Here is a 15,651-nt window from a genome sequence, read left to right as displayed (position 1 = left end):
TGTGTTTTTGAAGAGACTGGAGATTACCGGATTCAAGTCTTTCGCAGAGAAAATCCACATCGATTTCGTACCGGGCGTTACAGCGGTTGTAGGACCCAACGGCAGTGGGAAGAGTAATATTATCGATGCGATCCGATGGGTGCTCGGTGAACAGTCGGCAAAGTCTCTGCGCGGCAGTAAGATGGAAGATGTGATTTTTGCGGGCAGTGATTCGAGAAAAGCGGTTAATTTTGCGGAAGTGAATTTAATACTGGATAATACCCAAAATCTTTTTCCACTCGACTATACAGAAATCAGTGTCAGCAGACGCGTGTTCCGTTCCGGTGAAAGTGCTTACTTGCTCAATGGGCAGAATTGCCGTCTGAAAGATGTGACGTCGATGTTCATGGATTCCGGTCTCGGCAAAGAAGCCTTTTCCATCATTTCACAGGGCCGCGTCGATGGAATCTTGAACAGTAAGGCGGACGAACGCCGAAATGTCTTTGATGAAGCGGCCGGCGTGCTGAAATATAAGACACGGAAGATGCAGGCAGAACATAAACTTTTTGAAACAACCGATAATCTGGATCGTGTGCTGGATATCTTAAAAGAAATCGATGACCGTCGCGTGCCGCTTGAAAAAGAAGCTGCGACAGCGCGCCAGGCCGAGCACTTTTCAAAAGAGCTGCGGGAAGCAGATGTCCGCTTGCTGAACCATGATGCCTGGACACTTCAACAGCAGATTACAGAAAAAGCCGGCACACTTACTGCAAATGAAATCGAACAAGGCAAGTTCGATAAATTGCTTTCCGAACAGGAGCGAGAACTTGAAAGTGATAGAGCCGGCTTGCAGAAGTTGGAAGCGTCGCTTGATCATCTGCAAAGTGAACTTGTCGAGAAGACGTCAGAGGCGGAAAAGTGGGAAGGCAGAAGGCTGCTGTCACTTGAAAAAAGCCGTAATACGAACCAGCAGCTCGAACGGATTCAGAATGAATTGGAGCTGTCCGAAAAGACGCGTCAAGCTTCAGAAGAAAAGCTGACATTGATGCAGGAGAAGCAGCAGTCCGTTAAACAGGAACTGCAGCAAACCGCAAAAGAAATCCAGCAAGTAAGCGGCATGCTCAACAGTTCATTAAAAGAAACCGAGCAGCAGATTGAAGAGCTGAAATCTGTCTATATCGAGAAACTCAATGAAGAAGCGACGCTGCGCAGTGATAGAAAATATGTGGATGAACGTCTGCAGGGAGAAAAATCCTCCACTGAAAAAATTACGATTCAGCATAAGCTGCTGCAAGAGCGCCTGTCGCTGCTGAAAAACGAACAGAGCGAAAAAAGTAAAGAAAAACAAGCAATTCAGCAGCAGGTAAGTAAAGTCGAACAGTCTGCTGAAGAATGCGCCCTTCAATTAAAGGAAGCGGAAGAGCGTCTCGGGGTTCAGCAGCAGTTTCTCCAGCAGGCTTTGCGGAAACAGTCCGAAATGCAGGGAAGAGTACGGGCGCTTGAAGGCTTGGAAAGAGACTTTTCCGGGTTTTATTCAGGTGTCAAAGAAGTGCTGAACGCAAAAAAACAACAGCGTCTTCAAGGAATCGAAGGCGCAGTAGCCGAGTTGATTACTACGGAACCTGCTTACACAAAGGCGATTGAGACAGCCCTTGGCGGTGCCATACAGCATATTGTTACGACAACGGAGGCGGAGGCCAGGAAAGCAATCGGCTTTCTGAAAGCGAAAAACCTGGGCCGGGCAACATTCCTGCCTCTGGATATTCTGAAGCCCCGCGAATTGCCGATGAACAGCCGTCAGCTTCTGAGAGGGCAGCAGGGATTTATCGGCACAGCATTTGAACTTGTTCACACTTCATCAGCCTATGAAACGATTGCGAAGAATTTATTGGGACAGACGATTGTTGCAGGCACGCTGAAGGAAGCTTCCGCCATTGCTAAGGCAATCGGCTACCGTTACCGAATCGTCACGCTGGACGGAGATGTCGTCAATACAGGCGGCTCTCTGACAGGCGGCGGGGCAAAAGGACAGTCCACGGTGTTCTCAAGGAAAGCTGAATTGGAAATCCTGACAGGACAATTGGAGCAAATGGACGAATCAATCCGCCAGGCGAATGAAACCATGTCTTCAACGCGCGAACAGGCAGGTGCAGGTCTGCAGCGCCGGGATCAGCTGCAGAAATCAATGGAAGAACTTCGGCGCCAGGCATCCGCCGCGCATACTTCCATGCAGGAAACCGAAATGGAAATCCGCTCTGTCACAATGGAACTGTCAACTATAGAAACAGGCCGCAGTGATAATGCATCCGCAGAACAGGATTTACTGGTTAAAAAGCAGGCCCTGGATCATCGCCATTCGGAGATCCGCCAAGAACTGCAGGAAATAACGGGGAAGCTGGAAAGTTTGGAGCGTCTCGTCGAGAACCGTCGTGAAGAGCAGGAAACACTGCAGCGGAAATTGGTTCAATTGCAGCAGAAAAATGCAGTCCTGAAAGAGCAAAACACCTATCAGACCAGCTCGATTGCGGAAACTCGGCAGCTGGTCGATGAACTCACACAGACTGTCAAGCGTCTGTGTGAAGAACAGCAATATATACAGGGCCATTTAGTTGGCAGGGAGCTGCCGCCTGAAGAGATTGATCTGCGGATGAAGCAATCAATGTCAGCGAAGCAGCAGCTTGAAGAGATGATACTTCTGGAAAGAGCAAAACGTGTAAAGCAGACAGAAGTCGTTGCGCTCCATGAACAGCAAATGAAGCAGCTTCGACTGCAAGTTCAAGCGGTCAGCGAACAAGTGAATATGGTGAAAATCCAATTGTCGAGGCTTGAAGCGCAATATGAGTACGTTATCAATCGTCTAGACGAAGAATACGGCCTGCGTCCCGATCCATCTTTCGTAGAGGAAGCAACCGATGCAGAAGAGCTGCGGCTCGCGGTCGATCAATTCAAACAGCAGCTTGCCGATCTCGGTCCCGTGAATCCGAATGCCATCCAGGAGTTTGAAGAAGTTTCTGAACGCCATCAGTTTTTAACTGCACAGCGCAATGATTTGGTGGAAGCGAGAGATACGCTGCAGGAAGCGATGTCGGAAATGGATACAGAAATGAAGAGCCGTTTCCAGACAACATTTGAAGCGATCCGCAGCCATTTTCATCATGTCTACAAAGAAATGTTCGGCGGCGGGGAAGCAGATTTAATTCTGACGGATCCTTCTGATTTATTGGCGACCGGCATCGATATTGTCGCACGGCCCCCGGGTAAGAAGCTGCAGAATTTAAGTCTTTTATCCGGCGGAGAACGCGCCCTGACAGTCATTTCGCTGCTGTTTTCGATACTTGAAGTCCGTCCTGTGCCGTTCTGTATTTTAGACGAAGTGGAAGCTGCGCTGGATGAAGCGAATGTAGTGCGATATAGTAATTATTTAAAGAAGGTTTCGGAGCAGACGCAATTTATCGTGATCACCCACCGAAAAGGAACGATGGAAGGCGCAGATGTATTATATGGTGTGACCATGCAGGAATCGGGAGTGTCTAAACTGCTGTCGGTCAAGCTTTCTGAAGTCGCAGAAGAAATCACTATATAGTTAAATTAAAATTTTTACAACATAAGGAAACTATGTTCTATCTGTTCAGTTGATTGGAGTGCAAGGCGGCGACTCTGGGAGGATCAGCCCGACAGGTGATGACAACTTAGGGGAGCAAAGCGACCAAGTTGGCTCACCGCGGGCCCTCCAGAACGCGTCCGCCTGGAACGGAAATCAACGGTACTAGGTAACTTATAGAATGCAGATTTATTAATTCAACTTATATAGCTAAGGAGTGAAGTTCATTGTCATTTTTCAAGAAGCTGAAAGATAAGATTACAGGTACGAATGAAGCTGTTACAGAGAAGTTTAAAGACGGGCTGACGAAGACTCGTGATTCATTTACCTCAAAAGTGAATGATCTGGTGTCCCGTTTCCGCGTCGTCGATGAAGAATTCTTTGAAGAACTGGAAGAAGTTCTTCTGCAGGCTGACGTAGGTTTCGACACCGTGATGGAATTGATTGATTTATTGAAGGACGAAGTGAAACGTAAAAATATTAAAGACACGACGGGCATGCAGTCATTGATTTCCGAAAAGCTGGTGGAAATCTATAATGCAGGAGAAGAAATATCCAATGAACTCAATATCGAAGACGGCCGCTTGAATGTGATCCTGATGGTTGGTGTCAACGGTGTCGGTAAAACGACAACTATCGGAAAAATGGCAGCGCGACTGCAAAAAGAAGGAAAAACCGTCATGCTAGCTGCCGGTGATACCTTCCGCGCCGGCGCGATTGAACAGCTTGTAGTATGGGGCGAGCGGACAGGAGTGGAAGTTGTCCGCCAGGCAGAAGGTTCCGATCCCGCCGCAGTGATTTATGATGCAGTCAAGTCTGCTAAAAAACGCAATGTGGATGTGCTGATCTGTGATACGGCTGGACGCCTGCAGAATAAAGTAAACTTGATGAATGAACTGGAAAAAGTCCACCGGATCATCGGCCGTGAAGTCGAAGGTGCCCCTCATGAAGTGCTGCTTGCCCTTGACGCGACAACCGGCCAAAACGCACTGGTGCAGGCCCAGACATTTAACGAGGCAACAAAGGTGACAGGTATCGTCTTGACGAAATTGGACGGCACGGCAAAAGGCGGTATCGTCCTGGCGATTCGCAGTAAACTGGATATTCCGGTCAAGTTTGTAGGTCTTGGAGAAGGCATAGAAGATTTGCAGCCGTTTGATCCGGAGCGATATGTCTATGGTTTATTCGCAGATGGTCTGGAAATGGAAGAAGCGAAGGAAGAAGAGGAACGTGAAGAAACTGAAGACAAGTAAAATTACTTGACAGACGTTTCGCTAAAAGCTAGTATGAAACAGTGAGCGGGAGGGGTTGGCATCATGCTTGAAAAAACGACAAGAGTGAACTTCCTCTTTGATTTTTATCAATCATTATTAACCGATAAACAGCGTTTATATATGCAGTTATATTATTTGGATGATCTCTCTCTCGGTGAAATAGCAGAGCAGTACAGCGTATCGAGACAGGCAGTGTATGATAATGTAAGAAGAACAGAAGCGATGCTTGAAGACTATGAAGAAAAGCTGAATTTATTCGAAAAGCATGAGAAACGTCTGGAAGCAGTTGGGCAGCTGGAGCAGCTTATGCCGGCTGACGGAACTTCTTCCGCCAGAGTTTTTGAACTGTTACATACCTTGAAGGATTTTGAATAGGGGGGATGGTCCATGGCATTTGAAGGATTAGCCGAACGCCTGCAGGGAACGCTCAATAAAATTACAGGCAAAGGGAAAATCAACGAAGCCGACGTCAAAGAAATGATGCGGGAAGTGCGTTTTGCACTGATCGAGGCAGACGTCAACTTGAAAGTCGTAAAAGAATTCGTTAAAACCGTCAGTGAACGTTCGGTAGGCCAGGACGTCATGAAGAGTCTGACGCCCGGGCAGCAGGTCGTAAAAATCGTAAAAGACGAACTGACGAACTTAATGGGCGGAGAACAAAATCCTATCCAGTTTGCCCGCAAATCACCGACGGTCATCATGATGGTCGGTCTGCAAGGGGCCGGTAAAACAACTTCTACCGGAAAACTGGCGATGGTTCTTCGTAAAAAACACAATAGAAAACCGTTATTAGTGGCGGCCGATATTTATCGTCCTGCCGCGATTCAGCAGCTGGAAACGCTCGGTAAGCAGATTTCTGTGCCGGTATTTTCGATGGGGACGGATATTTCACCTGTAGAAATTGCCCGTAAAGCGATGGAAGAAGCGGAAGCGGAACATCATGATGTTGTCATCATTGATACAGCGGGGCGTCTGCACGTTGATGAGGCGCTTATGCAGGAACTGAAAGACATCCGCGAGTTAACGAAACCGGATGAAGTATTCCTCGTTGTAGATGCCATGACAGGACAGGATGCTGTCAATGTTGCAAAAAACTTTAACGAAGCGATCGATATTACAGGTGTAATTCTGACAAAACTTGACGGTGATACACGAGGCGGTGCGGCATTATCCATCCGTTCCGTCACCGATAAGCCGATCAAATTCGTCGGTATGGGCGAGAAGATGGATGCGCTTGAAGCATTCCATCCAGAGCGCATGGCATCAAGGATTCTCGGTATGGGCGACGTCATGTCGCTGATTGAAAAAGCGCAGGAAAACGTTGATGAAGAAAAGGCCAAAGAGCTCGAGCAGAAACTGCGCACGCAAAGTTTCACACTGGAGGACTTTCTTGATCAGCTGCAGCAGGTAAAGAAGATGGGGCCGCTTGATGAAATTCTGAAAATGATGCCGGGCGCCAATAAGATTAAAGGGCTCGACAATGCAAAAGTTGACGAGAGCCAAATGGGTCGTGTGGAGGCAGTCATTTATTCGATGACAGCAGCTGAACGCGAAAATCCTGATATCATTAATGCGAGCCGGAAGAAACGCATTGCGGTCGGATCGGGCACATCGACTCAGGAAGTCAATCGTCTTCTCAAACAATTTGACGAAATGAAAAAAATGGTCAAGCAAATGACTAATATGCAACAAAAGGGTAAAAAGAAGGGCAAAATGCCTGGTTTGGATTCATTTTTTAAATAAAATACAGGGTGTTAAGAAAAAACACTTTACAAACAAACAAAACCTTGATAATATACTATCTTGTGTGAAACTATTCGGAGGTGTAGATTAAAATGGCAGTTAAAATTCGTCTAAAACGTATGGGAGCTAAGAAATCTCCTTTTTATCGTATTGTAGTAGCTGATGCACGTGCACCACGTGACGGCCGTCAAATCGATCAGGTGGGTACATACAACCCACTTACAAAGCCAGCAACAGTTCAGATCAACGAAGAGTTGGCTTTGAAATGGCTTCAAGATGGAGCAAAACCATCTGATACAGTTCGTAACTTGTTCTCAGAGCAAGGTATCATGGAAAAATTCCATAACGCTAAATACAGCAAGTAATTTGGAGGGGTGGACATGAAGCAGCTGATTGAAACAATTGTAAAGCCGTTAGTCGATTACCCGGACGACGTGAAGGTGATAGCGGATGAACAGTCACAGCGTGTCGTTTATCAGTTATCAGTGAACGCGGAGGATATGGGAAAAGTGATCGGGAAGCAAGGTCGTGTTGCAAAAGCGATCCGTACCATTGTTTACTCAGCAGCAGGCAGCCACCACGGCAAAAAAGTGTATTTGGACATATTGGATTGATCCAAAAGGAAGGAGCCCCGGTTCCTTCCTTTTTTGCACGTATAAATGGATTTTGAGCGGGATAAAGTAGTATTGGTAGACTTTGGGTTGCAGTTGGGGATTTGCGCTCTGGGCGGACGCTTTCCGGAGGGCATTGCCCTAGCGAACAGCAGAGGATTCGCTTGACCTTAATTTCTGCGTTCTTTGCGGAAATTAAGGCAGCTTGTGCTCATAACGCTTCGCTTTTATTCGCAAAAGCCGTTCTTCGTTACGGCTTTCGCTGCGCTCCCCCAAGTTGTCTCACCTGTCAGGCTGATCCTCCCGGAGACGCTGCTCGACGCTCCAATCCCTATGTAGCAAGTAGTAATATTCAGTCTGCTCAATGTATTTATTATTATTTTTACTGCAAACTAATTATAGTTTTCAATACTATAACTAGTACTTGGTATTGAAAAACAAGCCAGTGTACCGGAGTGGAAGGCGGCGACTCCTGCGGGATTTAGCGCGACCGGCGAGACCCCGCAGGTAGCGAAGCGGACGAGGAGGCTTGCCCGCGCCCCGCGGAACGCGTCCGCCTGGAACGCAGGGAAACGGTATCCAACTGCACACTCCTACCTAATTCAAAATTCAATGACAAATATATTCTATCGGAGGCGAAATAATGGAATGGTATAATGTAGGAAAGATTGTCAATACGCATGGGATCAGAGGCGAAGTCCGGGTCATGGCGACAACGGATTTTCCGGACGAACGATTTGCCGTCGGAAGTGAGCTCGCAATCTTCATGCCAAAAAGCAAAACACCTGTCATGGTAAAAGTCGCGAACCACCGAAAACATAAAAACTTCAACCTGCTGACATTCGAAGGCTATCCGAACATCAATGACGTAGAAAAATTCCGTGACGGCATCGTCAAAGTATCGGAAAGAGACCTGACTGAACTCGAAGAAAATGAATTCTACTACCATGAAATCATCGGCTGCCGTGTAGTAACGGAAACAGGCGAAGAAATTGGCACGGTTACAGAAATTATTGAAACAGGGGCTAATGACGTCTGGACGGTTACACCTAAAGAAGGCAAGCCGCATTATATTCCATACATCGAGCAAGTTGTGAAAGAAATCGACGTGGACGAGAAGCTGGTCAAGATTGAACTGATGGACGGGCTGCTTTCATGATGCATGTCGATGTGCTGACGCTGTTCCCTGACATGTTCGAAGGAGTTCTTCATTCTTCGATTATGAAAAAAGCTCAGGATCAGCAGGCTGCTTCATTCCGCGTGACTGATTTCCGTGAGTACTCGACGAATAAACATAAAAAAGTAGATGACTATCCATATGGCGGCGGAGCGGGCATGGTACTGAAACCCGAACCTCTCTTTGCGGCAGTAGAAGCGCTGACGAGTTCGGCGGAAAGCAAGCCGCGAATTATTCTCATGTGTCCACAGGGCGAGCGCTACACCCAGAAGAAGGCCGAGGAACTGGCGAAGGAAGATCATCTGATTTTTATTTGCGGCCATTATGAAGGCTATGACGAACGGATTCGGGAGCATTTGGTGACGGATGAAATCTCCCTGGGTGATTTTGTTTTGACTGGAGGCGAAGTGGCGTCCATGGCGATTATTGACAGCGTAGTGCGTTTGCTGCCTGAAGTGCTTGGAAATGAGCAGTCAGCTGTCCACGATTCGTTTTCAACAGGGATGCTCGAACATCCGCAGTATACGCGCCCTGCTTCCTTCAACGGCTTAGAAGTGCCGCCTGTGCTGTTATCAGGCAATCATGCGGAAATCGATAAGTGGCGGGAAGAGCAGGTATTCCAGCGTACTGCAGAGAGACGTCCTGAACTATTGAAAGATGCTTCATTAACAGAACATCAGCAAAAACTTTATCAGCAGTGGAAGCAAAAAAGAGACTGAATATACTTGAACCGCTGCTATGCTTATGATATGATTTACGAAGTGCTTTTTGAAAAGCACCTATTTACTGTTGTTCCGCTGCAATGCAAGACGTGCAAGAACTCCAGAAAAGAAGGAGAGAAAACGATGCAAAAACTAATTGCAGACATTACAAAAGATCAGCTGCGTACTGAACACCCTGATTTCCGTCCTGGAGATACATTGCGTTTACACGTTAAGATCATTGAGGGTACTCGCGAGCGTATCCAGTTATTCGAAGGTGTTGTAATCAAACGCCGCGGCGGTGGAATCAGCGAAACTTTCACAGTCCGTAAAATTTCAAACGGTGTTGGAGTGGAACGTACATTCCCTGTACACACACCAAAACTTGCTAAGATCGAAGTCACTCGTCGCGGTAAAGTTCGTCGTGCGAAGTTGTACTACTTGCGTAAACTGCGCGGTAAAGCAGCACGTATCAAAGAACTCCGCTAATAAGATAAACACAAAACGAAGGAGGCCGTGCATTTGGCCTCCTTTCTTTTTGCGCCTAAAGCAATTTGGCGGTACAATAATAGCAGACAAGGCAGGAGGCTGGATTGATGGAAGAGAAAAAAACAAAAAGCGAAGGGCTGGAATGGATTAAAGCACTGTTGATTGCGTTTGGGCTGGCTGCAATTATCCGTATATTTTTATTCACTCCGATCGTCGTCGATGGTATTTCCATGATGCCGACGCTTGAACATGGGGATCGTATGATTGTCAATAAAATAGGCTATACCATTGGAGAGCCGCACCGCTTTGATATTGTCGTTTTCCATGCGCCTGAACAAAAAGATTATATTAAACGTGTAATCGGATTGCCGGGAGATACTGTGGAATATAAAGATGATGTCCTGTATGTAAATGATAAACCGTACGAGGAACCGTATCTTGATAAATATAAAGCAGAAATACAGGACGGCACACTGACAGAAGATTTTACACTTCAGGATATACCGCAAATTCAAGCGGCAACAGTGCCGGAAGACCATGTGTTTGTCATGGGAGACAACCGCCGGAAGAGTAAAGACTCCAGACATATCGGCGCTGTTTCAATCGACGAAATAATCGGCAGCACGAGTGTAGTGTTCTGGCCGATTAAAGATTTCGGCATTGTGAAATAACGAAAGGAGACGATTCGAATGACTATTCAATGGTTTCCAGGCCATATGGCGAAAGCAAGAAGAGAAGTGTCCGAAAAACTGAAACTTGTTGATATCGTATTTGAATTGATAGACGCAAGACTGCCGCTATCTTCCCGAAATCCGATGATTGATGAATTAATTCAGCAAAAACCGAGACTGCTGATCCTGAATAAAATGGATTTAGCCGACGAAGTGCAGACGAAGCGATGGATTGCCTATTTTGAAGAGCGGGGCTTCCGCACTGTAGCGATCAATTCATTTGAAGGCAAAGGGCTGCAGACGGTGACAAAGGCCGCAAAAGAAATACTGCAGCCGAAATACGACCGGATGAAACAGCGGGGAATCCGGCCCGGTGCTATCCGTGCAATGATCGTCGGAATTCCGAACGTAGGAAAATCCACACTTATTAACCGTCTCGCAAAGAAGAATATTGCGAAGACAGGTAATAAACCAGGTGTTACGAAAGCACAGCAATGGATCAAATATGAAAAAGAGCTGGAGCTTTTGGATACTCCGGGAGTACTCTGGCCCAAATTCGAAGACCCGGAAGCCGGTTTCAAACTGGCATTAACAGGCGCAATCAAGGATTCGGTTCTCAATATGGAAGAGCTGGCGGTCTATGGACTGAAATTTTTGGAAGAACATTATCCTGAACGCCTGGAAGAACGCTATCAAATGACTTCAGTCGACGAGGATACTTTAGCTATTTTCGATCAGATCGGTGAGCGCAGGAAAGTGTACGCTGCCGGTGCAGAGATTGATTATGACAGAGTGGCGGATTTAATTGTCCAGGATATACGCGATCAGCAAGTCGGCAAACTGACATTTGATTTTACCGAAGATCAAGCACAATAATAAGCAACTGCTTGGAACGCTGTTTCCGGGCCGTTGCTTTTTTTGTCGAAAAACTGAAACTTGAACCGATATAATACATAGAGACGAATTTTGGCGGATGGACAGGTGAATACAATGACAACGATTCAACAAATAAAAGATCAATTACAAAGCTTGCAGGAACCGGATGAATGGCTGAAAGAACTTCAGTCAGATGAACGCAAAGGTGTTCAGAACGCAATCGTCCAGTGGAGAAAACAATATGATAAAAAGCAGCAGCTAATAGAAGAGTTTATGAAAAAGCTGGCTTTCGAAGATTCCTACAGAACCGCAGGCAAAACGCTGATCGCAGGAATTGATGAAGCCGGAAGAGGGCCGCTGGCAGGTCCGGTTGTCACGGCCGCGGTTATTTTACCCGCAGATTGTTCTGCTTTAGTCGGCGTGGACGATTCAAAGAAAATATCCAAGATGCAAAGACAGCAGTTCGCCTTATTGATCAAAGAAAAGGCAATCTCCTATGCAGTTCATATACAGTCTGCAGAAGCTATTGATGAGTTGAATATCTTTCAGGCCACGAAGCAATCGATGGAAGAAGCGGTGAACCAGCTCTCTGTGCCGCCTGACATCGTTTTGGCAGACGCAATGAATCTGTCGGTAGGTCGCCCTGCCTATTCGATTATTAAAGGCGATGAAAAAAGCCTGTGTATCGCGGCAGCCTCGATTTTGGCTAAAACCACGAGGGATCAGCTGATGGAAGAATTACATGAACAGTTTCCTTGGTACGGTTTCAATGAAAACGCCGGCTACGGAACAGCAAAACATCTAGAAGGCCTCAAGACACACGGTTTCTGCATACACCATCGAAAAACCTTTGAACCCATTAAAACGATGTGGAGGGATCGCAGTTGAATTTAAATTCATTATCCATTTCATCGGCAAAAATCACTGCTCCGGAATCGCAGCCGCTGGCACTAAAAGAGGGTCAGATGATTCACGGAAAAGTACAGCAGCTTTTCCCCGGCCAGATGGCGCAGGTGCAAGTCGGCAGCCATCAACTGTTTGCCAAACTTGAAGTGCCGATGCAGGCAGGCGATACGTATTACTTTAAAGTGAACGGCACGGAGCCGGAAGTGAAATTGCAGGTCATTGCGGGACCGATGCGAGGAGCGGAAGGCCAGACTGGTCAGCTGACTCAATTAATGGACTCGCTTAATTTACCGAAAACCCAAGAAATGAAAGAATTGCTGGCAGCCATCATCAAACAGAAAATACCGATGACGAAAGAGAATATACTAGATGCGGCGAATCTGCTCAAATCTGTTCCTGAAAGCATGAAGGCAGAAGCGCTCGCGGCACTCGGAAAAATCGCGGAAGCCAGGCTGCCTTTTACGCCGGCTGTTTTCCAGTCGCTTTTGCAGGCGCAAAACGGTACGATTACCCAAAACTTAACGGCACTGCAGACGGCTGTTCAAAATGAAACCAGTCTGCCGCCTGCTGTTCGGGAAGCTTTATTGAATGCATTGCAGGCAGTATCCAACCCGGCAAGTCAGGCGGTCGGCAAAGAACTGCTCAGCCGGGCGCTGACACTGCTGCTGGACCCGCAGACCGGCAAAGGAGACCGGTTTGCAGCCCTGCAGCTGCTGAAAAGCGCAGAAATCCTGCCTGCACGTACGTCGCTCGCTAATCTTCCGCAAGTTTTGGCACAGTTAGTGTCGCAAACTGGAGACGGCAAGACAGCAGCCCAGCCGCAAATAACTGCTGCACTGCAGCAGAATGCCCTCCAGCAGTCCGCAGGGAGTCCGCTGGAGGCGGATAGACCGGTAAGTGCTATGAATGCCCAAACACAAGCTGCAGCGTCTGCAGCGAGTCAGGGCGCATCTAATCAAGTGCCTGCGGAATCTCAGGCTACTGCGGTGAAAACTCTTCAGACCATGCTCGGCCAATTAGCGCAAATGCCTGCAGGAGAACAACAAAACGCTAAGTCCATTATGCAAAACATCTCTCAACAGATTCAAAACAGTCCTGCACTGCCCGAACAAATGAAAACAGCTTTGCAGACTGTCGTCAGTCAATTCGCTCAGCAGCCATTGACTGACAGTGTGAAAGCAGCTTTTATCGAACAGTTCAGTCAAACACTTCTGCAGCAGACAAGCAGCGGGGCAACTGTTCAAACAGCGAATGCAACTGCACAGCCCGTCGCAGTTAAAGAAGCGCAGCAAGCTTTACTGTCACTCGTTTCGCTGCCTCCGCAACAAGCTGACGAAGCGCTGCGGGCTTTGGTCCAGTCGGCTGAGAAATCAGGCAATGTGCAGATCAAGCAAATGGTGCAGGCAGCCGAAATACAGCTGTCGCAAACGATGAGCGGCCCAGTCATGAAAGAAGCAATGCAGAGTGTCCTGAGTTCTCTCGGCTTCAACTATGAAGCGTTGCTGAACGGCAAGGAGCCTGCCGCGAACTTAGCTAACACATTGAAGCCGCAGCTGCTTACTTTGCTGCAGGATCCTTCCCTGTCCCTGCCGCTTAGAGAGGCAGCGGAAACCATGGTATTGAGAATGAATGGAACCGTTATTCAGACTGCAGACACGAGCGTTCAGCAGCAGATCATCATGCAGGTGCCGCTGGATTTATTCGGCAAGAAAATAGAAGCGACGCTTCAGTGGAATGGCCGGATGAAAGAAAACGGCCAAATTGATCCGGCGTTTGCCAGGATTTTATTTTATTTGGAGCTTGAGACACTTTCGACGACACTTGTCGACATGCATGTGCAGAACAAAGTCGTTAATCTGACAATTTTCAACGAAGAGGAATCGCTGCGGACGACAGGTCTGTCATTCCAAGCGTTGTTGAAAGACGGATTGGAAAATGTCGGTTACAAACTGTCGGGCGTTTCATTCAAACCCTTTACTGAATCACAGCAGACAGTGAAAAAGCCTGCGGCCGCGTCGTATATTGACGAAAGAGGAGTAGATTACCGGATATGAAAGAAGAACGCTATAAACGAAAAGAAGCCGTTGCGCTTTCCTACGATCCTGAAGTATCCGACGCTCCAAAAGTCATAGCGAAAGGTAAAGGAATGATTGCGGAAAATATACTGGAACGGGCCAAAGAACATGACGTGCCTGTGCAGGAAGATCCGAGTTTACTGGAGTTACTCGGCCAGCTGAATGTCAATGAAACCATTCCTGAAGAGCTGTACCAGGCCGTGTCTGAGGTCTTTGCTTACATATACCGTCTCGATAAGGAAAAGGGCAGCAGAAATAGTTGAAAAATAGAGAATTCGGCATCGTAATAGTCATCCATGGACAATATGTGACGGTTTGTTTACAATAATAAAGTAGTTGAATATGCAGCAATTGCAAATCGAATGGAGGCAGTACTTATGAACATCCATGAATACCAAGGGAAGCAGCTATTGAGAGAGTACGGTGTTGCTGTTTCGAATGGTCGTGTTGCATTCTCGCCTAAGGAAGCAGTGGCGGTTGCAAAAGAACTCGGAACAGAGCCTATTGTGGTGAAAGCACAAATCCATGCGGGCGGCCGGGGGAAAGCGGGCGGTGTAAAAATCGTCAAGAACCTTGATGAAGTCCGTGCAGTAGCAGCAGACTTGATCGGAAAACAACTGGTTACACACCAGACAGGTCCTGAAGGCCAGGAAGTGAAACGCCTCCTTGTTGAAGAGGGAATCGACATCGAAAAAGAATTCTACATCGGTCTTGTCGTTGACCGTGCAACAGATCGCGTTACATTAATGGGATCTGCTGAAGGCGGAGTGGAAATCGAAGAAGTCGCAGAAAAAAATCCGGAAAAAATCTTCTACGAGATCATAGATCCGGTTGTTGGGTTAGCTCCTTTCCAGGCGCGCCGTATGGCATTCAATATGGAAATCCCGAGCAAGCTGATCAACAAAGCAGTCAGCCTATTTTTAGGTCTATATAAAGTATTCAGCGAAAAAGATGCATCAATCGTGGAGATTAATCCGCTTGTCGTAACAAAAGACGAGAGAGTACTTGCTTTGGATGCGAAATTCAATTTTGACGATAACGCAACATTCCGTCATAAAGATATTGTCGAACTGCGCGACTTTGATGAAGAGGATCCAAAAGAAATCGAAGCATCCACTTTTGACTTAAGCTATATTTCCCTCGACGGAAATATCGGCTGTATGGTCAACGGAGCGGGGCTTGCGATGGCGACAATGGATACGATTCACTATTACGGCGGCGAACCCGCTAACTTCCTTGACGTTGGGGGCGGCGCGAAAAAAGAAAAAGTTGCCGGCGCTTTCAAGATTATTCTTTCTGATCCGAATGTAAAAGGCATTTTCGTCAATATTTTCGGCGGCATCATGAAGTGTGATGTCATTGCTGAAGGTGTTATTGAAGCTGCAAAAGAAGTGGAGCTTCAGGTGCCGCTTGTTGTTCGTCTTGAAGGTACAAATGTAGAACGCGGGAAAGCTTTGCTTAAAGAATCCGGCATTAATGTTGTAGCTGCGGATTCAATGGCTGAAGGCGCGAAAAAAATCGTTGAGTTGATAGGATAAGAAAGGCAGG

At 47.1% G+C, this 15,651-nt stretch carries 15 protein-coding genes; all 15 read left to right on the top strand.

Features of this window, described 5'->3' with window-relative positions; all coding sequences use genetic code 11:
- Position 1: 1 nt before the first annotated feature.
- Positions 2-3,562, top strand: coding sequence for a chromosome segregation protein SMC (gene smc / locus NCCP2331_RS01840; RefSeq protein ID WP_251668110.1), 3,561 nt, complete (start codon positions 2-4; stop codon positions 3,560-3,562).
- A 245-nt stretch (positions 3,563-3,807) separates the two neighbouring features.
- Positions 3,808-4,833, top strand: coding sequence for a signal recognition particle-docking protein FtsY (gene ftsY / locus NCCP2331_RS01835; RefSeq protein ID WP_251668109.1), 1,026 nt, complete (start codon positions 3,808-3,810; stop codon positions 4,831-4,833).
- A 63-nt stretch (positions 4,834-4,896) separates the two neighbouring features.
- A complete protein-coding gene (locus NCCP2331_RS01830) occupies positions 4,897-5,229 on the top strand; it encodes a putative DNA-binding protein (RefSeq protein WP_376776790.1) in 333 nt (110 codons plus the stop codon).
- 12 nt (positions 5,230-5,241) lie between these two features.
- Positions 5,242-6,597, top strand: a complete 1,356-nt coding sequence (ffh, locus tag NCCP2331_RS01825; RefSeq protein WP_153720457.1) for a signal recognition particle protein — start codon at positions 5,242-5,244, stop codon at positions 6,595-6,597.
- 92 nt (positions 6,598-6,689) lie between these two features.
- Positions 6,690-6,962 carry a 30S ribosomal protein S16 gene (gene rpsP / locus NCCP2331_RS01820; RefSeq protein ID WP_153720456.1) on the top strand — a complete coding sequence of 91 codons (273 nt, stop codon included), beginning with the start codon at positions 6,690-6,692 and terminating at the stop codon, positions 6,960-6,962.
- A gap of 15 nt (positions 6,963-6,977) precedes the next feature.
- Positions 6,978-7,211, top strand: coding sequence for a KH domain-containing protein (locus NCCP2331_RS01815; protein WP_251668107.1), 234 nt, complete (start codon positions 6,978-6,980; stop codon positions 7,209-7,211).
- Positions 7,212-7,851: 640 nt separating this feature from the next.
- Complete coding sequence (gene rimM, locus NCCP2331_RS01810; RefSeq protein WP_285835506.1) at positions 7,852-8,367, top strand: ribosome maturation factor RimM; 516 nt, start codon at positions 7,852-7,854, stop codon at positions 8,365-8,367.
- Positions 8,367-9,104, top strand: coding sequence for a tRNA (guanosine(37)-N1)-methyltransferase TrmD (trmD, locus tag NCCP2331_RS01805; protein WP_251668189.1), 738 nt, complete (start codon positions 8,367-8,369; stop codon positions 9,102-9,104). Before rimM ends, trmD begins: the two co-directional genes overlap by 1 nt.
- Before the next feature lie 126 nt (positions 9,105-9,230).
- Entirely contained in the window at positions 9,231-9,575 is a 345-nt protein-coding gene (gene rplS / locus NCCP2331_RS01800) for a 50S ribosomal protein L19 (protein WP_153720454.1), read from the top strand.
- A gap of 107 nt (positions 9,576-9,682) precedes the next feature.
- Complete coding sequence (lepB, locus tag NCCP2331_RS01795; protein ID WP_251668105.1) at positions 9,683-10,246, top strand: signal peptidase I; 564 nt, start codon at positions 9,683-9,685, stop codon at positions 10,244-10,246.
- A gap of 18 nt (positions 10,247-10,264) precedes the next feature.
- A complete protein-coding gene (gene ylqF, locus NCCP2331_RS01790; RefSeq protein ID WP_153720452.1) occupies positions 10,265-11,122 on the top strand; it encodes a ribosome biogenesis GTPase YlqF in 858 nt (285 codons plus the stop codon).
- Positions 11,123-11,236: 114 nt separating this feature from the next.
- Entirely contained in the window at positions 11,237-12,010 is a 774-nt protein-coding gene (locus tag NCCP2331_RS01785; protein ID WP_251668103.1) for a ribonuclease HII, read from the top strand.
- The gene (locus NCCP2331_RS01780; protein ID WP_251668101.1) at positions 12,007-14,082 is read left to right on the top strand and encodes a hypothetical protein; all 2,076 of its coding nucleotides are present in this window, start codon (positions 12,007-12,009) and stop codon (positions 14,080-14,082) included. Before NCCP2331_RS01785 ends, NCCP2331_RS01780 begins: the two co-directional genes overlap by 4 nt.
- On the top strand, positions 14,079-14,366 hold the full coding sequence (locus NCCP2331_RS01775) for an EscU/YscU/HrcU family type III secretion system export apparatus switch protein (RefSeq protein WP_153720450.1): 288 nt from the start codon (positions 14,079-14,081) through the stop codon (positions 14,364-14,366). Before NCCP2331_RS01780 ends, NCCP2331_RS01775 begins: the two co-directional genes overlap by 4 nt.
- Before the next feature lie 114 nt (positions 14,367-14,480).
- Positions 14,481-15,641 carry an ADP-forming succinate--CoA ligase subunit beta gene (sucC, locus tag NCCP2331_RS01770; RefSeq protein WP_153720449.1) on the top strand — a complete coding sequence of 387 codons (1,161 nt, stop codon included), beginning with the start codon at positions 14,481-14,483 and terminating at the stop codon, positions 15,639-15,641.
- Positions 15,642-15,651 lie beyond the last annotated feature (10 nt).

It is taken from the genome of Sporosarcina sp. NCCP-2331, assembly GCF_023707945.1.
Classification (GTDB): Bacteria; Bacillota; Bacilli; order Bacillales_A; family Planococcaceae; genus Sporosarcina; species Sporosarcina cascadiensis.
The sequence above is the reverse complement of the archived record's forward strand: the minus strand, read 5'-3'. Positions and strand labels throughout refer to the sequence as shown.